Source organism: Dyadobacter alkalitolerans DSM 23607, assembly GCF_000428845.1.
Lineage (GTDB): Bacteria > Bacteroidota > Bacteroidia > Cytophagales > Spirosomataceae > Dyadobacter > Dyadobacter alkalitolerans.
This window is the reverse complement of the sequence record NZ_AUAS01000012.1, coordinates 94,834-114,845: the sequence shown is the minus strand read 5'-3', so window position 1 is coordinate 114,845 and position 20,012 is coordinate 94,834. Positions and strand designations below refer to the sequence as shown.

Below are 20,012 nucleotides of genomic sequence, written 5' to 3'. Positions count from 1 at the left end.
AATCCCGGCGTTGATCTATAAGTGTGGTGGTTTTATCGATTGTAGGGGTTTATTGCTGAGTCTGATTAAACTATAATCAAAAAGGAGGCTCTAAAATGCAATTAACCTTTACAGAAACCATGAAAAAGTTCGCATCCCTACTCTCGCTGCTGATATTATTTTCCCTCTCAGCATTTGCACAAGAACCAACCGGCCGGATCACCGGCGTGGTGAAAGACAGTGTTACCAACGAGCCGGTTGTGGGCGCATATGTTGCAGTAAGCAGGAACCTGCCCGATGCGAAACCCGAGTATGTAACGACTGATATAGACGGTAAGTTTTCATTCAGTGGTCTCGCCAGGCAGGCTGTTTACCTGGTGAAGATTTCTTATCTGAGTTATAAAGATGCTTCCCGCACAGTCACATTGCAGGATGATACGCAGGATGCCGGCACATTTCAGTTGAGCGAAGCCGTTGCCAATTTGAAAGAAATCAAGGTCGTAGGGCAAGTTACTGCGGTGCAGCAAAAAGGTGACACGACCCAGTTCAATGCTGCTGCCTATAAAACAAACCCTGACGCAACTTCCGAGGACCTTATCCAGAAAATGCCCGGCATAACGGTCGCTAACGGAACGGTAACGGCTCATGGTGAGACAGTTAACAGGGTTTTGGTCGATGGTAAGCCATTCTTTGGGGAAGATGCTGCACTAACATTGAAATCACTTCCTGCCGAGATTGTCGATAAGATCGAAGTTTTTGACAAACTGAGCGATCAGGCACAATTCACAGGATTCGATGATGGTAACGGCCAAAAGACCATCAACATTGTCACCAAAGCCGATCGCAAAATGGGCCAGTTTGGTAAGGTTTTCGCTGGGTATGGGCTGGATAACCGTTATCAGGCGGGCGGAAATGTGAGTTTTTTCAAAGGCAATCAGCGTATATCCGTGATTGGGCTGAGCAATAACATTAACATGCAAAACTTTTCAAGCCAGGATCTGATCGGTGTTTCCGGTGGAGGCGGCGGGGGAAGAGGCGGTTCGGGAGGCGGCTCTGCAGGTAATTTCCTGGTTGGTAACCAAAGCGGGATTACCGGAACAAATTCTTTCGGATTGAACTATGCCAACAAGTTTGGGAAAAAAGTGGATGTTACCGGAAGCTATTTTTTCAACCGCACGGGTAACAGCAATTTGCAGAGCATGCAGCAACGCTTCATTTTGCCTGGTGATACGGATTCTACGGATCAGATTTACAATGAAAACAGCCGTACGAACAACACCAACGCAAACCACAGACTTAATTTCAGAATAGAATACAACATTAATAAGAACAACTCGCTGATCGTTACACCGCGATTGAGCTTTCAGGACAACAATTCCGCAAGTACAAAGGCTGGACTCAACACATTAAACGGCCTGCGGATCAACAGCCTGGATAACAACCAGCGTAATGCAACCAATGCGTACAACTTCAATAATGACGTTTTGTTCCGTCATTCGTTTGAAAAGAAGGGCCGGACGCTTTCTGTGAATCTGAACACGCAGCTGAATGATCGTAACGGACTTGGTAATCTGTATTCCAAAACCATGTTCTTCGACAGTCTGCGCCTGGCGGCAAGAGGCGATACGCTGGATCAGGAAAGCTTTACCTATTCCAACGGCCTGACATTAGGCGGAAACCTGATCTACACCGAGCCTATCGGGAAAAACAGTCAGTTACAGTTCAACTACGGTCTTGCGGTGAGCAACAGCGATTCGAAAAAAGAAACTTACAACATGAGTTTCGATGAAAACACTTATTCGGACCTGGATTCGCTGCTTTCCAACACATTTGACAATCGCTACGTTACTAACCGTGCGGGAATCGGTTATCGTTACCGCAAAAATAGCTGGTCGGCGAACTTGGGGCTGGATTTCCAAAATACAGGCTTGTACAGTCAGCAATTGGCGCCCGTTAATGCCAAAGTGGATCAGTCATTTACCAATCTGCTGCCCAATTTCATGTTGAGTTACAGATCCAAAACCGGCACACAGTTCCGTACATTTTTCAGAAGTTCAACAAATCAGCCATCGATTTCCCAGTTGCAGAATGTGATCGATAATAGTAACCCGCTGGCCTTAACCGCCGGTAACCCGGATCTGAAACAGGAATATCGCAACAGTTTCAATGTTCGCTATTCGCTGGCCGGGGCAGAGCGTCCGTACAATCTGAATGCAATGGTTTTTGTAACCCAAACTAACAACGCGATTGTAAACTCAACATTGATTGCGCAAGAGCCAACCGAAATCGTTGACGGAATTATTCTGGAACGCGGTGCGAAATTTACGAAGCCTGTGAATGTTGACGGAAGCTGGAATGCACGAACTTTTCTCGCTTATGGAAAGCCCATTGCGCCATTAAAACTGAATGTAAACCTGACTACCGGCTTCAACTATGTGCGTTCGCCTGGCTTGATCAACAACATTTCCAATTACTCCAACACTTACGCAGTTTCGCAGGGTTTGGTTGTCAGCAGCAATGTCAGCGAGAACCTCGATTTCACAGTTTCTTATTCAGGAAATTACAATATGGTCCGTAATACGATCCAGCCGAATTTGAACAATAATTATTATACGCAGGGCATTACCGGACGTGTGAACTGGATTTTTGGAAAAGGGTTTGTTGTGCAAAGTGATGTGAGCAACCAGTCGTACCGGGGTTTGGGAGAAGGTTATAACCGGAACTTCACATTGTGGAATGCCAGCATTGGAAAGAAATTCCTGAAAAACAATGCCGGCGAATTGAAACTAACGGTTTTCGACATCTTGAAACAAAACAACAGCATTACCCGGAACGTGACGGAAACCTACGTGCAGGATGTTACCAATCGCGTTTTGACCCAATATGCAATGCTGACATTCACTTACACGCTGAGGAATTTCGGAAAAGCGCCGGCTCCGCAGAACAACCGCCGCAGAGATTTTGAAAGCGGTGATATGCCTGGCGGTGGAAGAGGAGGAAGAGGTGGTTTTTAACCTGGAAAATGCTTAAATCAAATATCAATGCAAAAAAAGCGACCGGGACGAAGAGTCGTCCCGGGCGCTTTTATATGTCTTTATTTTCAGAATCTATTTTCTGGACGGAAAAGGAATGATGAGTTTTTCACCTCTTTCGGAGAAATCTCTGGTTCTACCATTCGCTTTCATGATTGCTTCCTTGGTAACGCCATATTTGCCTGCTACTACCCTTAAAACATCGCCCGGGCCCACAGTATGCACGGCCTGAACTTGAATTTTGAGCTTCGTAACGTCTGACTTCAACTCGGGAGTGGAAGCATTCAGTCCCTTTAATGTTTCCGTTTTCAAATTATAGCGCGATGCAATGCTTGAAAAAGTTTCACCGCCTTTCACTGTATGCGTAATTTGCTCTCCACCCACTGAGGACGCCGAAATGGCAGGCGTCGTTTCTTTTGGAGTCTCTTTCGGTTGGTCTTTCGCTGCCGACGGCGTTTCCGAGGCCGGTGTTTCTAATGCTTCGGCGGGTTCGTCGGTTATCGGCTCGCCTACACTGGGTTCTTCAAGCGTTGAGTCCACAACGACCGAAGTAAGTTCTTCGGAATTGGAGGAACTGTCGGAAATGTATTCATACCCCACGTACAACATTGCTAATACCAAAAGAACCAACACAAACAGGGTGACAATAGGAAGGTTGGACTTTTCGGTCGGACGGACATTTCTTTTCTTAGGGAATTCGTCTTCCATAGCCGGTAATCGAGGTTTTTTGTGGTGCTAATTAATTTTACGAAAATACTAAAGACCTTCTAACTTCCAAGGTGATTTCTCAATTCCTCATTCATGACCGCGACTTTTTCTTTTAGGCCTTCCTTGAATGCATCAAGCCTTTTTCCGACCTCCGGATCGCTCGCTCCGATGATTTGAGCCGCCAGAATTCCAGCGTTTCTCGCCCCATCCAGTGCCACTGTTGCCACCGGCACACCCGAAGGCATTTGTAAGATGGAAAGCACTGAATCCCAGCCATCTATTGAATTGCTGGACAAAACCGGGACGCCGATAACAGGCAGTGAAGTGAGTGAGGCAACCATGCCCGGCAGGTGCGCCGCGCCGCCTGCACCAGCGATAATAACCTGTAACCCGCGACTTCTGGCCGATGACGCGTATTCCAGCATGCGTTCCGGCGTGCGGTGTGCCGAGACGATCTCCATTTCGAAAGCGATCCCAAGCTCGGAAAGTGCATCAGCTGCCTGCTGCATGATTTTCCGGTCCGACAAGCTTCCCATTATGATTCCAACCATTATTTAACGAAAGATTACTTACTAATTACTCTGATATTCTTTTTAACAAAATCAACCTTTCTCTTTAAAGACGCGATATCGGCATCCATAATGGTGATATGACCCATTTTTCTGAATGATTTTGTAACGGCCTTCCAGTAAAGGAACGGGAAAACCTGTTCAGTAGCCAACAATTTCTCCATTCCTTCATAAACAGCCGGACCTTCGTAACCTTCTTCACCCAGCAAGTTGACCATTGCGGATGGCCCATAAGCTTGCGTGCTGCCCAGCGGTAAGTCCAGAATGGCCCGCCAGTGCTGCTCATATTGCGAAGTCGCATTGGCGCGGATGGTGTGGTGGCCACTATTATGCGGCCTTGGCGCCACTTCGTTGATCAGGATCTCGCCATCGGCAGTCATAAATAGCTCCACAGCCAAAAGGCCTACGATCTGGAAAGCTTCTGCCGTTTTTCTGGCAATTTCCTGCGCTTTTTCGTCTATGGATTTCTCAATTTCTGCCGGTGCAAAAAGATATTCAACCAGGTTCAGTTCCGGATGAAAAACCATTTCCACGGTCGGGAATGTTGTGATTTCGCCTCGTACATTGCGCGCCACGATCACGGCCAGTTCCTTTTCAAAGGGCACTGCCTTTTCCAGAAGTCCGGGCTGTTCGAAAGCCTTTTCAATGTCTGCTTCGGAAGTAAGCCGCTGCACCCCGCGGCCGTCGTAACCATCTTTTCCCAGCTTATGAAATGCGGGTAAAAAGGATGCATTTTTATAAACATCTTGCCGGTTTTCGGTTAATATAAAATCAGCAGTTGGGAGGTTATGAGCTTTGTAAAACTGCTTTTGGACCCGTTTATCCTGGATTTGTCGGATAACAGAGGGTTGCGGGAAGATTTTCTTGCCTTCCTTTTCCAGTGCTTCCAAAGCCTGGACATTGACCTTTTCAATTTCTATTGTAATGACATCCAGGTCTTTGCCGAAATTATAAACCGTGTCATAATCCTGTAACGAGCCTTGCTGAAAGTGAGGGGCAATTTGTTTGCATGGAGCCTCTGCGTCAGGATCAAGGACGTGAATGTCCAGATTCCAGTCCACAGCGGCTTGTAAAAGCATTAGTCCTAGTTGGCCGCCGCCAAGAATTCCTATTCGCGATGAAAGCATTTAATGTTCCGGTAGTGTCACACAAAATTGGTGTAAAAACCGCTAACATAAAACTGAACCGAAATTTTTTGACAAGATACTTTTGAAAAATTCACATCATTATGGCAGAATGAGAGAGTTAGAAACGCGAAGTCCGGGGATCATTTTGAAATCCCTGAGATTTAATGTCCGCAACTCCAAATCATATACCAATGCAGTTGCGGCAATCAGCGTATCCGCAACGCTTAATTGGTGCGATAATGCGAATGTATGACTGATATCAATTGCCGCTCTGGCAACAGATTCGTTAAGATCAAAGTGGATAAAACCATTGAGCGTTCGCTTGATTTTCGCAAACTCTGCCCGATTCAGGCAGCCGTTATACAATTCTAAAACAACAATGGTGTTGATGCCAAGATTGAATTTTCCGGTATAATGTATGAACTGAATGGCCTGTGGCTTGTCTCTCAAATAGTCGATTAGAATGTTTGTGTCAAGCAACAACATCTAAGGCTTCGATGTTTTGCGGATTTTACGAACATACGCTGCGGAATCGGAGACGTATGCGAAGGGCTTGACATTAGGATCATTGGCCATTTCCAGTTCTTCATCTGAAAGTTCACAATTGATAATGCGGCCATACTTCGCGGGATCAAGTTTCTGATAGCCCGCGCCGGGGTCATTAAGAGTTGAAGTTTTTCCCGAAGGGTAGTAATATTCCGCAGCTTTTGAGGCAGCGGGAATTACAGATTTTGATTTTATAGTGCGCATTACTGTTAGTTTTTTCAAAAATAATAATTTTTTCGTGAAACAAAAACTACAACTATTGTCCGAACAATCATTTCAAAAACCGGATCAAGGCTACCTCGACCAATAGGAAGAATAGCGCTCCGTAGAGAAAATATTTCCAGAGGTTGGTTCCCATGTTTTGTTGCTGGAAGGCTGTGGAGAAGGCGTCGTCGTCGATGCGGTCGAAGATCTGGACGTTTTTTTGTCCGGCGAAAATGGTCCTGAGCTCGTCAGGGGAATAGTATTGCAGTTTTGATTCTGCATTATTGTGGTTCAATGCGATGATCTGTTCTACTTTGCTGTCTTTTATTAATTCAAAATATCCCGCATCCAATCCCTCTCCAAGCTGATCGCCCTGGGGAATTTCGAGTAAAAGCTGGTTGCCCGCGATCCGCTGCACGGGAATGACTTCTTTCTGGTTTCTTCTTAATTTATAAACCGTATTGGGCTGCGCTTTTTCAACATTCAATGTAATCGGATTCTCATCAAACTTGAAAGATGTACGCTGCGCGCGGACGCTGGATGCAGCGATTTTGTACATAATAGGCACAAAAATGGCGTGCTGCGCAATGTTGCCGTATTCCGGATTTAAGGGTGCCGCAAAGAGGTAAACCCTTCCCGTACCCGAAGTAACCTGGTTCAGATACGTCTGTCCGTTGCGCAATGCCAGCACCATTTGCCCTGCATTGGCCCAACTCCACACAGGCGAAGCTGAGGGCAGGTTAAGGTTCAGTTCCTGTCGGACGGATTCTTCAAAAACATCGCTGAAAAACGGATTGTTACGATCGGGCGCTGCCATGGCAACCGGTGCAGGCTGAGCATTCTGCGTGCCGGACAGACCATTAATGCCAATACGCGACAAAAAGTCGCTGTAACTTTCAGTATTAGGTGCGGTGGGAGGGATCACTGTAACACTTCCGCCATTTCGGATGAGCTCCTGCAAATCCTGGGGTAGGGAACCTGATAATGAGGTAACACCTTCTAAAACAACAAGATCTGTATTTTTGATTAATCCCGGATCAACATTATTGACGCTGTAACTTTGCAAAGAAAAGAGGCTGTCGTTGGCGTAGACGTTTTCAATGTAGTTACCAGCGGATTTCTGTCCGTAAATGTGCAGGACGCGGATCAACGGCGAAGCATTGAGCACGAAATAATAGTTGTTATCGAATGTGACCGGGAAATCGTCAAATGTGATCTGGCCCTTTTTATAACCTTTCCCTTTTAAGTTGAAGTTAAATTTTGCTGTTGCGCTGCCGTTAGCGGGCACATTCACAGAAGCCGTCGAAGCTTGCATATCGTCCAGACTTAGCTTCAAAACAACATTGCGGGCTGCTTCTGATCCGGAATTGCTGACCTTAACGAAGAGAATGTTGTTCTGCAACTCGCGGATAAAAGGCGTATTAAGCCAGGCAGAATCCACAAAAACATTCTTCTCCGCCGCAGCCTGAACGGGAACCAGAAACAGCTGGTTTGTCGTGTCCGCTTTCAATTCTGAAAGATTTCCGGAAGTACTTTTTTGAAAGTCAGAAAACCAGAAAAGCTGATTTTTGCCCGCCTGCTGATGCCGGGACATGAGGTTTTCCTGGCGCTTATAAACCTGTTCAAATGTGCGTGGTGTATTGGATAACCCGATGGTTGTCAGCCTGTCGCGTAATTTTTCGGACGCGTATAAACCTTGTTCCTGGGCCGAAAAATCGTTGGTGACGAGTTGAAGTGAAGTTGCATTCCTGAAAAGCCCCAGTAACTCGCTTAACCGCGCGGTGGCAATGTCCAGATAGCGTTTGTTATTGAGCTCGCTTTCCATGCTGAGCGAATTGTCGAGATAAAGGCTGGTAATGCCTTTGCGGTCTACCGAAACATTGTTTTGAGCCGGCAGAAACGGCTGGGCAAATGCCAGCGCAAGGCACATGATTGCCAAAATGCGCGCCGCCAGCACCAGCCAATGCTTCACTTGTCTTACCGAACGCGTTTTGGTATCTACTGCCTTTAAGAAAGCGACGTTGGTAAAATAGACCTTTTTTGTACGACGGAAATTGAAAATATGAATCGCAATTGGAACCGAAACAGCCAGAAGACCCCACAAAAATGATGGAAAAAGGAAACCCATTTAGTTATGAATATTTTCGTGTTTCATGTTCAACGCAGTTAAGAAAGACAAATTACACTAAAATCTCATAACAGTTTTTTATTTCAACGGCATTCTGATATGTCGACTCCTTTTTTTCTAACTTTGCACTTCATTTTCCGACAGCATCGCGACATGCTGGGAATCCAAGAAATTGTTAATTTAAACTGAATTATGGCCAAAGTTTCGGTGAATAAACACCAACCTGTGTATCAAATGCCGACGAACCCTGCGGCGGTCCGTACGAAAAGATATGCTTTACCCACCAAGAAATACATTGCCCTTGCCATGCGTCACTTCTTTAAAACGCAGCTGAAATGGGGGTTAATACCACTCGCGCTTATCCTGATCAACGCCATTTTGAACCTTACCGGCGTGTATCCTAACTTGTGGATCTACATTACTGTATTTGTGGTGGCACTTCTTTACGTGCTTTTCTGGCTGGTGCAGTTTACAGGCATTACGCAGCTTGCGCAGTACAAACCGATGTTCGAAAAATTCTCTTATGAGATTGATAATCGTCAGATCCTGATGAAATTGAACCAGAAGGAGGGAAGTGTTATGAAATGGGAGCAGATCATGGACGCTTATAAGGATAAGGAAGCCTACGTGCTGGTGATTTCAAAAGGACAGTTTGTATATCTTCCTTTCAGCATTTTTACTTCTGAGCACGACATTAAAGTTTTCGAGCGGATTATGAAGCAGAAAGAATTTTTGAAAGCATAACCATTGGAATAAAAACAAAAAATCCCGGTCTGAACAGATCGGGATTTTTTTATGCTATTTCAATTGCGCTTGCTGATGGTCTTTTCCAAACTTCTTCTCTCCGGCCGTAATCGCGATCGGCAAGTGGTTCGGGGCAGGTGGGATCGGGCAGTTGTAGCCATCACTATAAGCACAATAAGGATTGTATGCTTTGTTGAAGTCGAGCACCAGCTGGCCGTCCTTTATGTCTGTGGTTTTTAGATCCAGATAGCGACCGCCGCCATAGGACTCGTCGCCATTTGTTTTGTCTTTAAATGGTATGAAAAGATAGTCTTTGTATCTCGCGAGCTGCTGTAAGCTCAGGCTTCTGTAAACAGTTAATGTCTGCTTTCTGCCGTTAATCCGAAATTTTACCTTTCCATATTTTACGTACGTTTTATTAACTCCGCTGTAAGTAGGCATTTCGAAAGACTGCCCGCGGCTTTTCTCGAATTTTGCAATGACCCTATATGACGAATCAGGTTCGTAAAACTGCAAAAACGGTAAATCAGCTTCTTTGAGGGGAGAATTGGCCGAACTCAGAAATTCTTCTTTGTACTTCTTTCTGAACTTGTTAGTCTCCTTCTTAAAATCTTGCGCAATTGCCAGTGAGATCGTAACCAGCAATAACCCGAGTGTGTTTAAAACGCTTTTCATACTTAGTAAAAGTAAATCCGGTAAAAAATTACCGGATTTTATAAAAAAATATCCAGAATGCCTACACAACTAAAATACTGTGCCTATTTCACTGAGATCTTCCGAACTTTTGATTCATCAATGTTAAATGCTTTCACAACAGCATTGTAGTCATTGAAATCCACTGTGGCATTTCTGCGCTGGACAAAATCGGCTGGAATGATAATCACGCGGAATTCCTGGTCTCTTGCATATCTGGCAGGCACTGTGGCAAGATTAACAGTCCCGTCCAGGAAAATAGAGAAATCCTGTACAGTTCGGTCAAAGTTGTAAGTCAGGATGCCATTATCCAGAAATGCAGTCTGCGGCAGGGGACGATAGGCTGTGAGTGGCTGGCCATTTACATTTTCACTTCCCCAGTTGATATAAACCAATACTGCATCCGACTCAAGCACCTCGAAGCCAAGATCGGCGGCTGCAAAAGTGAGACCAAACTGATATTTATCTGCGGCTAAAAAATCCACATCTGTAAGATCAAATGTTTTTCCGAGTGCTTCGACTTCCGGCCCCGGAGGTCCTTGTGGGCCTTCCGGTCCTTCGCAGCTTTGAAACAGAACAGCTACAATTAGCAGGAGAGGCATTATTATCTTTTTCATGATTGAATAGATTAAGTTGAATTTTGGTTTGTAATTTGATTTTTAGATTGCTGCGCAATAATAAAGTTTAATGCCCGATTCGCCATTAACATTCCTTAACTAAAACAGTAGCCTCCGGCCGGGAATACGCATAGTCTGGAACAGGCTAAAGTGCCTATTTATTGCACAGGATATAAATTTAATAATTTGCGTAAATCGTCGATGCTTGTTACTTTTCGATGAAACGATCCTGCAACAAAGGATTTAATTTAAACTTTAAAACACATTTAAGATGATCAACCGTAAAGCAACAGCCGTTTGGAAAGGAACCGGAAAAGAAGGAACCGGAACCGTAAGCACACAAAGCACTGTATTAGAAAACACGCAATATTCATTCAACACCCGTTTTGCTGAGGGTAAAGGAACGAATCCTGAGGAGTTAATCGCAGCTGCTCACGCGAGCTGTTTTGCCATGAAACTTAGCTTTGAGCTTAATGCAGCAGGTTTTACAGCCGATGAGCTGAATGCCACTGCAACTGTAACATTGGATCCGGCGAAAGGACAGGTAACAAAAAGCGCAATCGAATTGAAGGCGAAAGTCCCGAGCGTTTCCGCAGACCAGTTTGCGCAAATCGCTGATAAAGCGAAAAAAGAATGCCCGATTTCACAGTTGCTGAATGCAGAAATTACATTGAACGCAGAGTTGCTGTCATAAGCAAAAGATGCGTTTTTGAGTTATCGGGCTATATGCAATGAGCGCCCGGTAACTCATTACCCATTCCATTCAATAAAAAGATCGCTGGCAATCCGGTCCGCAAAAAGCTTCCCCGAATCCGTCAGATACCAATTGTCTGCATCTTCCCTGATCCAGTTTTTCTTCGCCATCTGTTGCAAATCGGCTGTATGGATCGATGCAAAAGAGCTGCCTGATATTAACTCCAATTTTTCCTTATTTACGCCCCACTTCGTTCGCAGGCCTGTAAGCAAATATTCATTCGTCTGATCCGCCGGCGATAACGTTTCCACCGTTGTGGGAATGATCTGTTTCTGAATGGCCTCAACATAGCGCGCGTTATTTGAAACATTATACTCACGGCTTGCACCATTATAGGAATGCGCGCTCGGGCCAACACCTAAATAGGGCCGTTGCTTCCAATAGGAGCTGTTATGCATGCTATAGTGTCCATTCCGGGCAAAATTCGAGATCTCGTATTGCTCATAACCGTTTTCTGCCAGGGTTTTTACAAGAAGCTCAAATTGCTGCGCAGCATATTCTTCGTCTATGGGTTTGATTTTCTTCTTTTTAAGCCAGCTTCCAAATGCAGTCTGCGGCTCGATAGTAAGGCAATAAGCTGAAATATGGGCAATGTCCATTGCAAATGCTTTTTGCATATCCTGCATCAGAATGCTATGGTCGGGAGATGGAATCGCGTATATCAGGTCAATGGAAATATTTTTAATGCCAATGTCCTGTGCAGTCCTGACGCAAATTTCACCTTCATAAGCGGAATGTATCCTGTTCAGGAATTGAAGATGGGGCTCATGGAAAGATTGTATGCCAATGCTCAGTCTGTTTATCCCCGCATTGTAAAATTGCTGCAACTTCTCCTGCTGCAAATCGTCCGGATTGGCTTCTAATGTTATCTCAGCATGGGGAGAAACCGTAAAATGCTGACTGATTGTGTTGAGCAGCAAATGCAGCTCCGCCTCGTCCAGCATCGAAGGCGTTCCTCCGCCGAAGTAAATGGTTTCAATGTCCGCTTTGGGGAGATAATCTTTTCTAAGAATGATTTCATTTGCTATGGCTTCCACCACAGCCCGTTTGTTAGCGGTGTTGGTGCTGAAATGGAAGTCACAGTAATGGCAAGCTTGTCTGCAAAAAGGAATATGAAGGTATAAATGCATTATTTGGAATTTTTCTGCCATTCCCAGCCGATCTTCACGCCAGCCCATAAATTGTCTTTTGGCGCACTGTTGTAATAGCGGTTGCCAAATGCATTCAGGTCATAACCAAGGCTGTAAATGCCCGCATTAACTTTCTCTGCAGAGGCTGAGAGCTCGCTGTAAAAATGCTGACCCCAGCTTTTCTTCCAGCTTACGCGCGCAATCCATTGATTATATGGTGTGTTTTCAACCGTGTTGGCATCGTTCAGGTAAAACGAACTTCCGTGCTGATAAGTTACAAATGCTGCAAAGCCATATCTGAAAAGGGCATCAAGACCGGAGGTTTGTGAGAATTTTGGAATTCCCGGAATCCTTTTGCCTGTCAGATCCACATCGGCCTGCTGGAAATCTTCAAATGTATATTTCGTTGCCGTGCCGGTGTTCCATAATTTAAGCATTACCGGAAGTTTTGGGTCAGATAGGATGTCATAAGCGACAGTCCATTCCACTCCGTTCTGACGCGTTTTTCCTGCATTGATAAAGAATTCGGCGCCGGCTTCATTGGTCCTGCGAACAATGGTTTCACGCAACCCGAAATGATACAGACTGATTTCCCCGGTGATCACTTTCCCGGTTTTTCTGATCCCAAATTCCGTGTTCATGCCTTTCTCAGCTTCTAAATCACGACGGAAGCCACCTGCCGATGGACGCACTTCCTGCAATGTGGGTGGCGAGTAACCACCACTGTAAGACGCTACAACCGCCCAGTTTTTGGCTATCACCTTATTTGCGGCAAATCTGGGAACGAATATGCCGTCAAACTTACGTTCCTCCTTGCTATATGGAAGGGCGAAGAACCTTTCGTATTTGTATTTAAATGTGTTGTAACTCGCGCCGGCACTTAATGTTAGGTCTGTAAAGAGCACCGCCTCCAGCTGGCTAAAAACAGAAAGGCTGGTTGTCCTGATGTCCTCCACCGTTTGCTGCTTGTCCGGCCTGCCGCCAATGTTGTCGTAATTGCGCTGTGCGGATTTCCCATATTGCCATTCAAATCCTGAGGTCCAGCTCGTTCTTACATTGGCGATCTGCGAGCGGTTTTGCCAGATATTCCTTCCGCCGATGCCATTCTCATCGCGTTTTTCATAATTTGAAATAAAAGGATTGGCAAAGTCTGTGAACGTCAGATACAGTGCATTGGATTGTGTCCAGCTGTCGGAAAGCTGTAATGTATAGTTTCCGCCGATTAAGGCGAGCTTCGTGTAAATAGCAGCCTGCTGGGGCTCGCTACCCGGCACCGTCGGGGTAGATTGTCTGGCCAGTTTCGGGTTACTCTGGTATTGTGCAAGATTAATGCCGCCCGGGGTTTCATATTTCAGGTCAGAAAACATTCCCAAGATCGATAAGGTGCTGCGTTCGCCTAATCGTGAAGAAGAAGTAAAACGGAGCGCATCCCGCACCATATTGCTGTGGTTGCGATAACCATCCTGCTCGCTATGACCATATTGGACTGAAATGTCGCCCACCTGAATGGTCGAATTTCTGCTTTGAAAACCATATTTACCAAAACTTACGCTTTGCTCAATGCGGTTGGTGAAATCATTGTCTGTCTGACTTTGCAACAACACTACGCCGCCCGTCCCGGCCCCGTAAATGCTGCTTCCGGGTCCTTTAATGATCTCCATATTCTGAACAGCGCCATAATCCAGCGAGTTAAGCGGCGTATTCCCGCTAGCATCCGTGAAAGGGATTCCGTTCCAATAAAATTTCACATTACGCACCCCAAATGGCGACCGGAGCAGGCTCCCGCGAACCGAAAAACGATAACTTCCCGGTGAGCGCTCCTCCATTTTTACGCCGGGAACGGTGTTTATAGCATTCGCCCACGTATAAGTCGAGAATCTTTCAAGCGACCGAGATGTGATCAACCCCACCGTTGCGGTCGTCGTTAACGGGTTCGTTTTGGATTCAAATGCATTGACGGTCACTTCTTCCAGCTGCCGGGCGTTCAGCGAATCGCTTTGGGCAACGGACTTTCCCGGATTAGTAAAAATTAGGATCGAAAATAAAAGGCTGGGAATATAAAATTGGCGCATGTTGAGTTGAAAGGCTATCAATAAAATACAAATCTGATTATTAAAAGGATTACTAGCAAGCGTTGTACCAACCTTATCCTTTTGAAGAAACACGAGGTTCTGGCCAAACAGTTACGACTGTGAGCATAAAATTCTACAACCATTAGGCTCAATCGCGTATAGTGGTCTGGTAAGATTTTTGATATGTAATTTTTGGAATGGACGATCATTCTTTTTTCACATAATTTAAAACACCCAATTATGAAAAAGATCACCTTAATGGTTGCTGCAATGATGACCATGGGCATGCTGAGCCTAACCAGCTGTTCCGAAAAAACAAAAGACTCTGCTAACGAGACTGTTGAAGAGGCAAAAGAAGATATGGATGATAATGTAGCTGAAGCAAAATCGGATATCAAAGACGCAGGCAATGATTTCGAGGCGAAAGTGAAAGAGGATAAAGAATCGTTGAAAGCAGATATAGATGAGGCTGTTGCGAAGCTAGACAAGAAAATAGAAGACGCAGACGCCAAAATGGAAAAGGCCACTGACAAGGAAAAAGCGAAGTGGAGAGACCGCAAGAAAGAACTGAACGAAGAAAAAGAGGATTTGCAAGCTTCCTGGAAAGATGCTCAGAACGAAACTGCTGATAAATGGGATGCATTTAAAGCAGAAACAAAAGAGAAAATCGCAAAAGCGAAAGCCGATATTAGGGATTAATTGTTTTTATGAGGGTTACGAATTACAAAAATGCTCCCGATGAGGAGCATTTTTGTTTTATAGGGACTTCATTTTCTCGGAAGATGAATTTCAGTCATCATACAGCGCGCCGAACCTCCGCCGTTGCCCTCAATTACACCAAGATCAGTATGTAAAATACGAGCATAGTCGCTTAATGCCTGCCGCTGGTGGCTGGTCAGCGAATCGTAGGCTTGGGTAGACATGATTAAAAACTTGTCTTGCTTGGTATTTCGTACCATTAACATGTTCCCCGCAAAATGCCGCACCTGGTCAAATGATATTTCAATAATGTATTTTTTCGTTTCTTCGAGCGCCGCCCTCACCATCTGGCGCTGATCCGGATCTTTGATCGCTTCCAGGCAAACCACCGCGAACACATCACCTACGCACATAATAACATTGGTGTGATAGACAGGCTTGTCATTTTCATCCGAAGCCGAAAATGCCACAATTTCATAACCTAACGCATCCGCAAATGCTTCCAGCACATCCGGATGGGTTCTTGGTGAGAGGCAGGCGTAAGCGATTTTATAACGACGGTCCAGTACCATGCTGCCAGTCCCTTCGAGAAATTTTCCCTGCTCCTCGAAATAGCTGAGGTCGATGATTTCCTCAATTTTGAAATCATCTTTTAAGCGTTCGATAATGTCCAGTCGGCGTTCGGCCCGGCGGTTTTCGGCCATCATTGGATACAAAACCACTTTACCGCTTTGGTGAAAGGAGACCCAGTTGTTGGAAAAAACCGCGTCCGGCCTCAGAATGTCCTCATTATCATCAAAAATATGGAGATCGATGCCCGCTTTTTTCAACTGATCGATCATAAGGTCAAATTCTTCCTTTGCCAGGTCGCCGGCGGTTTCCTGCGTGCTTTGCGCAAATGCTTTTTGCTGAAACTCGTTGCTTTCCGCAGTTTCTGCATTAAAACCAAATTTAACCGGCCTGATCATCATGATCCGGGAGGTCGATTGAGGCTGGATCTGGGCGGATGAAGTGATTACGCGCATAGGAGTGTTGAATAAATGTCTACTGCAATTTACAACCGAAACGCCGCGATTACAATATAAAATTTACCGGGGCACGCTACGCAAAATGGGCATACTCATGCAATGCGAGCCGCCCCGTGCACGTGAAAGTTCAGCGGATGGAAGCGTGATGAAAGTATCTGTCAAGGTTTCCACCGACAGCTCATCGTCTTCCAGTTTTTGTATCAAATCCTTAGCACTGATCACCTGATAACCGTGCTTCCGGAATGCATCCAGCGTTTTATCATTTCTGTCGTAACCCACAACAACGCCGTCTTTTAATGCTAACAGATTACAGGAATCTGTCCATTGCTCTCGCTCGCCGTAAGGGAATTCGTTATCGCCCGAATAAATGAATTTGACAGGTTCCGTAACACCTAGATCATTGACGCTGATTGATGTAAGCAGATCTTCCAGGTTTTCTATCTCAGTCGGGCTGTGTTCCTGGCCTTGTATAAATTGCAAAATCCTGAATTCCTTATTTGTATCCTGCGGGCCAAAAAAATGAAGCACATCCTGCTTTTTAGCTTCGTCTCCCAGGCGTGCCAGTGAACCCAGAAGCACCCAGACATTTTTTTTAACCTGCGTAAAAATGGTGTCAATATGCATGTAATCCCGCTTTTTAGGGATTTTTACAATGGTAATGGTGGTCACGACATTTTTTTCGAACAACAATTTCATTACCTGTTGCGCGGCATAAAGCGAAGTCCGTTCACTGCAACCGATTACCAAATGGTTAGGCGCCACCATCATTACATCGCCGCCTTCAAGCGTGCAGCGGTGGTAATCGCTCGCTTTTTCATCATCCGGCAGCAAAAAGTGGCGTTCATTTTCGGGTATTTCAATGATGCGGCTTTTTATTTCGGCAAACATTGGATGATAAAAGAAAATAAACTGCGCCAGTATCGATTCCCTTGTCCGGGCATTTTTAGCTGGTTTGTTTAACAAAATATGATCATTGATCACAATGCCGATGTCCCGCATGAAGATGAGGTTGGGCAGTGGGGCAAAAAGCATTCGTTTATCGGAATAGGAGCCGGAAATGAAGATTTTCGCCAGTTCGTGCGGGTCATATTGGTTGAGTTCTTCCTGCGTATGGTAGGAACATCGTTCAATGCCGCAAATGGCCGCTGTAAGTTTTACCCGAACCTCACTATTTTCCAGAATTTCCCCCAGCAGCTTTTGAATGTCAACTACACAGTCGGAATCGAAGTATTTTTCAGAACCGGGGATGAAAAACGAGCGGGTAGGGTCATTGTCAATGTCGGCCAGTTTTCCCTTGATTTTTTCCGGGTCGAGGAAGTAAAGCAGCAGTTTTACATAGTAGTCATATTCGCCCCGACGCATCGTGTCCAGGTGAACGATATCTTCAAAAAGCCAATCCTGCGCTTTGTTGGGCACAACTTTACCGAGGCCGCGGTCGGGGCTATGGATCAGGAGGCGTTTTAATGTGCCGGTTTCGGAAGCAACGTTTATAGCAGTGCCAACTGTGGTGTCTGTACGCATAAATGATTTGTGGACGTGTGTTGTGCGCAAAGTAAATGTTTCTTTTTCAATTAAAAACCGGCCTACGGCGTATGTGCTTACAGGCAGGGTTTTAACATTAGAAATATCCAAATCCGGGGAACAAGGCGCTCTTTAAAAAGGTTGTACATTATATGCAGGATATAACTGCACACATTTACCGCTATTTTCTTTTACGCCCAAAGCGTGTTACTTTTGCGGTAAATTTACCACGAACTGTATTTTAAGTATAAATAAGTTATGCTCTCTATTAATGACTTGCGTGCCTCGATTGAAGGTAAGGAAATATTAAAAGGCATCAACCTGGAAGTTAAGCCAGGTGAAGTGCATGCGATTATGGGACCTAATGGGTCTGGTAAAAGCACTTTGGCATCTGTTCTAGCTGGAAGAGAGGAATATGAAGTTACTGGCGGCTCGGTAGTATTTGACGGAAAAGATATTCTTGAAATGGCGCCTGAGCACAGAGCTGCGGAAGGTATTTTTCTTGCATTCCAATATCCTGTTGAAATTCCTGGTGTTACCACCATCAATTTCCTGAAAACTGCTGTAAATGAAATCCGTAAATATAGAGGCGAAAGCCCGCTGGACGCTGCACAATTCCTTAAAATGGTGCGTGAAAAGGCGAAGTTGGTAAGCATGAACGATTCGTTACTGAAACGTGCTTTGAATGAAGGATTTTCGGGCGGTGAGAAAAAACGCAACGAAATTTTCCAGATGGCCGTGCTTGAACCTAAACTGGCTATCCTCGACGAAACCGATTCTGGTTTGGATATTGATGCATTGCGCATTGTTTCAGAAGGAGTTAATTCATTGCGTTCTCCTGAGCGTGCAACCATCGTGGTTACGCACTATCAGCGCCTTCTGGACTATATTGTTCCTGATTATGTACACGTGCTTTACAGAGGCAGGATTGTGAAATCCGGTCCTAAGGAGCTGGCGCTGGAATTGGAAGAAAAAGGTTACGACTGGATCAAAGCGGAAGTAGAAGCCGTTGGTTAAGAATACATTAGGGATTACACCTGAGCACTCTTAACATTTAAAGTAACAACTGATACATCAATGAGTACCGAAACAATAGATTTAAAAACCAGGCTGGTCGCGGATTTTCATGCCCGCGAGTCCGTAATGAATGGGGAGGCTTCATCAGCTTTTCACCAGAAAAAACGAGCAGCACTGGCTGAATTCGATAAGTTGGGTTTCCCGACAACCAGAAACGAGGAGTGGAAGTATTCCAATGTAAAGGATCTGATCAGCGTTTCTTATAATTTTAATGCAGGCAGCTCGCTCGAACTGGCGGATCTGGAAGATTTAAAGATTCCGGCACAGGATGCGAACATTATCTATTTTGTAAACGGACATTATAACGCCGAGCTGTCCCGCATCATTTCATCACAGGATCAGATCACGATCAGCTCACTGTCCGAAGCTTATAAAAGCAATCCTGCTTTGGTCAATTCTTATTTCAATGAGTTGGTAAAAGACCAGGACGATGCCTTTACTGCGCTGAACACGGCTTTTGCACAGGATGGCATTTTTATTCACATTGCTGATAATAAAGTAGTGGAGCATCCGGTAATCCTGCGCTTCCTGAGTGACGCAAGAACCGAGCATGTGGGTAGCCAGCCGAGGAACATCATTTCTGTTGGCCGTAATGCACAAGTGAAGCTCGCCGAAGCCTTCCGGACTTTGGGAACGCAGCGTTCTTTTACCAATGCAGTTACAGAAATCTACGTTGCAGAGGACGCGAATGTTGAATATTACAAAGTTCAGAACGAAAGCGATAATGCTTATCATATCGGCACAACGCAGGTTCGGATGCTCGACCGCTCGCACTTTTACGCGGGAACGGTTACGCTCAACGGACGTTTTACCCGTAACAACCTGAACATTATCCTGGACGGGGAGCGTTGCGACGCGCACATGTACGGTTTGTATTTTCCGGATGGAACGCAGCATGTTGATAACCATACCGTTGCAGATCACCGCAAACCTAATTCCGAAAGTAATGAATTGTACAAAGGGATTTTGAGGGATAAATCGAAAGGTGTTTTCAACGGAAAAATATTTGTTCGTGAAGACGCGCAGAAGACCAATGCTTTTCAATCCTGTAAGAACATTGTCCTGTCGACCGAAGCGACTATGAACACGAAGCCGCAGCTTGAAATTTTTGCTGACGACGTGAAATGTTCACACGGAACTACAACCGGGCAGATTGATGAGGAAGCGTTATTTTACATGCGTTCACGCGGGATCTCGCAACCGGAAGCGATGGCATTGCTGATGTTTGCGTTTTGCGCCGATGTAGTTTCACAGATCAAAATCGACTCGGTCCGTGAATATCTTGAAAACGTAATTGCTCAGAAACTAGCTTCAAAATAATCGTCTGACATTACTCAGGCTTCATCTTATTGCTACCCAACCTGTCATTATTGGGTTGGGTATT

At 45.2% G+C, this 20,012-nt stretch carries 18 protein-coding genes; 6 read left to right on the top strand and 12 right to left on the bottom strand.

The window, feature by feature from the left end:
* Window positions 1-119 precede the first annotated feature (119 nt).
* The gene (locus tag G395_RS0119625; protein ID WP_026631628.1) at window positions 120-2,993 is read left to right on the top strand and encodes a TonB-dependent receptor domain-containing protein; all 2,874 of its coding nucleotides are present in this window, start codon (window positions 120-122) and stop codon (window positions 2,991-2,993) included.
* 93 nt (window positions 2,994-3,086) lie between these two features.
* On the opposite strand, the gene G395_RS0119620 is transcribed toward G395_RS0119625, so the two are convergent.
* The 6 genes from G395_RS0119620 to G395_RS0119595 all read right to left on the bottom strand — a co-directional run bounded on the left by G395_RS0119620 (window position 3,087) and on the right by G395_RS0119595 (window position 8,293).
* A complete protein-coding gene (locus G395_RS0119620) occupies window positions 3,087-3,719 on the bottom strand; it encodes a LysM peptidoglycan-binding domain-containing protein (RefSeq protein WP_026631627.1) in 633 nt (210 codons plus the stop codon).
* A gap of 59 nt (window positions 3,720-3,778) precedes the next feature.
* Window positions 3,779-4,270 (bottom strand): 5-(carboxyamino)imidazole ribonucleotide mutase, encoded by a 492-nt coding sequence (gene purE, locus G395_RS0119615; protein ID WP_026631626.1) that lies wholly within the window; start codon window positions 4,268-4,270, stop codon window positions 3,779-3,781.
* A 14-nt stretch (window positions 4,271-4,284) separates the two neighbouring features.
* Window positions 4,285-5,415 (bottom strand): 5-(carboxyamino)imidazole ribonucleotide synthase, encoded by a 1,131-nt coding sequence (locus G395_RS0119610; RefSeq protein WP_026631625.1) that lies wholly within the window; start codon window positions 5,413-5,415, stop codon window positions 4,285-4,287.
* 99 nt (window positions 5,416-5,514) lie between these two features.
* Window positions 5,515-5,901, bottom strand: coding sequence for a type II toxin-antitoxin system VapC family toxin (locus G395_RS0119605; RefSeq protein WP_026631624.1), 387 nt, complete (start codon window positions 5,899-5,901; stop codon window positions 5,515-5,517).
* The gene (locus tag G395_RS0119600; RefSeq protein WP_026631623.1) at window positions 5,902-6,165 is read right to left on the bottom strand and encodes a hypothetical protein; all 264 of its coding nucleotides are present in this window, start codon (window positions 6,163-6,165) and stop codon (window positions 5,902-5,904) included.
* 67 nt (window positions 6,166-6,232) lie between these two features.
* Window positions 6,233-8,293: a BatA domain-containing protein gene (locus G395_RS0119595; protein WP_026631622.1), complete on the bottom strand. Its 2,061-nt coding sequence runs from the start codon at window positions 8,291-8,293 to the stop codon at window positions 6,233-6,235.
* 234 nt (window positions 8,294-8,527) lie between these two features.
* Between G395_RS0119595 and G395_RS0119590 the strand changes: the two genes are divergently transcribed.
* On the top strand, window positions 8,528-9,037 hold the full coding sequence (locus tag G395_RS0119590) for a YcxB family protein (protein ID WP_035361815.1): 510 nt from the start codon (window positions 8,528-8,530) through the stop codon (window positions 9,035-9,037).
* Window positions 9,038-9,091: 54 nt separating this feature from the next.
* Here the strand turns inward: G395_RS0119590 and G395_RS0119585 are convergent, their stop codons facing one another.
* Entirely contained in the window at window positions 9,092-9,712 is a 621-nt protein-coding gene (locus tag G395_RS0119585) for a DUF1684 domain-containing protein (protein ID WP_026631620.1), read from the bottom strand.
* A gap of 83 nt (window positions 9,713-9,795) precedes the next feature.
* A complete protein-coding gene (locus G395_RS0119580) occupies window positions 9,796-10,347 on the bottom strand; it encodes a hypothetical protein (RefSeq protein WP_026631619.1) in 552 nt (183 codons plus the stop codon).
* 271 nt (window positions 10,348-10,618) lie between these two features.
* Here G395_RS0119580 and G395_RS0119575 point away from each other — a divergent pair, with 271 nt between their 5' ends.
* Window positions 10,619-11,041: an OsmC family protein gene (locus G395_RS0119575; RefSeq protein WP_026631618.1), complete on the top strand. Its 423-nt coding sequence runs from the start codon at window positions 10,619-10,621 to the stop codon at window positions 11,039-11,041.
* Window positions 11,042-11,097: 56 nt separating this feature from the next.
* Here the strand turns inward: G395_RS0119575 and hemW are convergent, their stop codons facing one another.
* Both hemW and G395_RS0119565 read right to left on the bottom strand, forming a co-directional pair.
* Window positions 11,098-12,231 carry a radical SAM family heme chaperone HemW gene (gene hemW, locus G395_RS0119570; protein WP_026631617.1) on the bottom strand — a complete coding sequence of 378 codons (1,134 nt, stop codon included), beginning with the start codon at window positions 12,229-12,231 and terminating at the stop codon, window positions 11,098-11,100.
* Window positions 12,231-14,303, bottom strand: a complete 2,073-nt coding sequence (locus G395_RS0119565; protein ID WP_026631616.1) for a TonB-dependent receptor — start codon at window positions 14,301-14,303, stop codon at window positions 12,231-12,233. The genes hemW and G395_RS0119565 overlap by 1 nt, the downstream gene beginning before the upstream one ends.
* Before the next feature lie 240 nt (window positions 14,304-14,543).
* Between G395_RS0119565 and G395_RS0119560 the strand changes: the two genes are divergently transcribed.
* Window positions 14,544-15,002, top strand: a complete 459-nt coding sequence (locus G395_RS0119560) for a hypothetical protein (RefSeq protein WP_026631615.1) — start codon at window positions 14,544-14,546, stop codon at window positions 15,000-15,002.
* A gap of 68 nt (window positions 15,003-15,070) precedes the next feature.
* Here G395_RS0119560 and ctlX read toward each other — a convergent pair whose 3' ends face one another.
* Together ctlX and G395_RS0119550 are read right to left on the bottom strand one after the other, a co-directional pair.
* On the bottom strand, window positions 15,071-16,027 hold the full coding sequence (gene ctlX / locus G395_RS0119555; RefSeq protein WP_035361805.1) for a citrulline utilization hydrolase CtlX: 957 nt from the start codon (window positions 16,025-16,027) through the stop codon (window positions 15,071-15,073).
* A 63-nt stretch (window positions 16,028-16,090) separates the two neighbouring features.
* Window positions 16,091-17,551 carry an arginine deiminase family protein gene (locus tag G395_RS0119550; protein WP_026631613.1) on the bottom strand — a complete coding sequence of 487 codons (1,461 nt, stop codon included), beginning with the start codon at window positions 17,549-17,551 and terminating at the stop codon, window positions 16,091-16,093.
* A 258-nt stretch (window positions 17,552-17,809) separates the two neighbouring features.
* Here G395_RS0119550 and sufC point away from each other — a divergent pair, with 258 nt between their 5' ends.
* The gene (gene sufC, locus G395_RS0119545; RefSeq protein WP_026631612.1) at window positions 17,810-18,568 is read left to right on the top strand and encodes a Fe-S cluster assembly ATPase SufC; all 759 of its coding nucleotides are present in this window, start codon (window positions 17,810-17,812) and stop codon (window positions 18,566-18,568) included.
* 60 nt (window positions 18,569-18,628) lie between these two features.
* Window positions 18,629-19,948: a Fe-S cluster assembly protein SufD gene (gene sufD / locus G395_RS0119540; protein ID WP_026631611.1), complete on the top strand. Its 1,320-nt coding sequence runs from the start codon at window positions 18,629-18,631 to the stop codon at window positions 19,946-19,948.
* Window positions 19,949-20,012: the final 64 nt, after the last annotated feature.

What these genes read in the sequence shown, in the direction of transcription:
- G395_RS0119625 (WP_026631628.1), top strand. Translation starts at nt 120, where the DNA reads ATGAAAAAGTTCGCATCCCTACTCTCGCTGCTGATATTATTTTCCCTC.
- G395_RS0119620 (WP_026631627.1), bottom strand. Translation starts at nt 3,719, where the DNA reads ATGGAAGACGAATTCCCTAAGAAAAGAAATGTCCGTCCGACCGAAAAG.
- purE (WP_026631626.1), bottom strand. Translation starts at nt 4,270, where the DNA reads ATGGTTGGAATCATAATGGGAAGCTTGTCGGACCGGAAAATCATGCAG.
- G395_RS0119610 (WP_026631625.1), bottom strand. Translation starts at nt 5,415, where the DNA reads ATGCTTTCATCGCGAATAGGAATTCTTGGCGGCGGCCAACTAGGACTA.
- G395_RS0119605 (WP_026631624.1), bottom strand. Translation starts at nt 5,901, where the DNA reads ATGTTGTTGCTTGACACAAACATTCTAATCGACTATTTGAGAGACAAG.
- G395_RS0119600 (WP_026631623.1), bottom strand. Translation starts at nt 6,165, where the DNA reads ATGCGCACTATAAAATCAAAATCTGTAATTCCCGCTGCCTCAAAAGCT.
- G395_RS0119595 (WP_026631622.1), bottom strand. Translation starts at nt 8,293, where the DNA reads ATGGGTTTCCTTTTTCCATCATTTTTGTGGGGTCTTCTGGCTGTTTCG.
- G395_RS0119590 (WP_035361815.1), top strand. Translation starts at nt 8,528, where the DNA reads ATGCCGACGAACCCTGCGGCGGTCCGTACGAAAAGATATGCTTTACCC.
- G395_RS0119585 (WP_026631620.1), bottom strand. Translation starts at nt 9,712, where the DNA reads ATGAAAAGCGTTTTAAACACACTCGGGTTATTGCTGGTTACGATCTCA.
- G395_RS0119580 (WP_026631619.1), bottom strand. Translation starts at nt 10,347, where the DNA reads ATGAAAAAGATAATAATGCCTCTCCTGCTAATTGTAGCTGTTCTGTTT.
- G395_RS0119575 (WP_026631618.1), top strand. Translation starts at nt 10,619, where the DNA reads ATGATCAACCGTAAAGCAACAGCCGTTTGGAAAGGAACCGGAAAAGAA.
- hemW (WP_026631617.1), bottom strand. Translation starts at nt 12,231, where the DNA reads ATGCATTTATACCTTCATATTCCTTTTTGCAGACAAGCTTGCCATTAC.
- G395_RS0119565 (WP_026631616.1), bottom strand. Translation starts at nt 14,303, where the DNA reads ATGCGCCAATTTTATATTCCCAGCCTTTTATTTTCGATCCTAATTTTT.
- G395_RS0119560 (WP_026631615.1), top strand. Translation starts at nt 14,544, where the DNA reads ATGAAAAAGATCACCTTAATGGTTGCTGCAATGATGACCATGGGCATG.
- ctlX (WP_035361805.1), bottom strand. Translation starts at nt 16,027, where the DNA reads ATGCGCGTAATCACTTCATCCGCCCAGATCCAGCCTCAATCGACCTCC.
- G395_RS0119550 (WP_026631613.1), bottom strand. Translation starts at nt 17,551, where the DNA reads ATGCGTACAGACACCACAGTTGGCACTGCTATAAACGTTGCTTCCGAA.
- sufC (WP_026631612.1), top strand. Translation starts at nt 17,810, where the DNA reads ATGCTCTCTATTAATGACTTGCGTGCCTCGATTGAAGGTAAGGAAATA.
- sufD (WP_026631611.1), top strand. Translation starts at nt 18,629, where the DNA reads ATGAGTACCGAAACAATAGATTTAAAAACCAGGCTGGTCGCGGATTTT.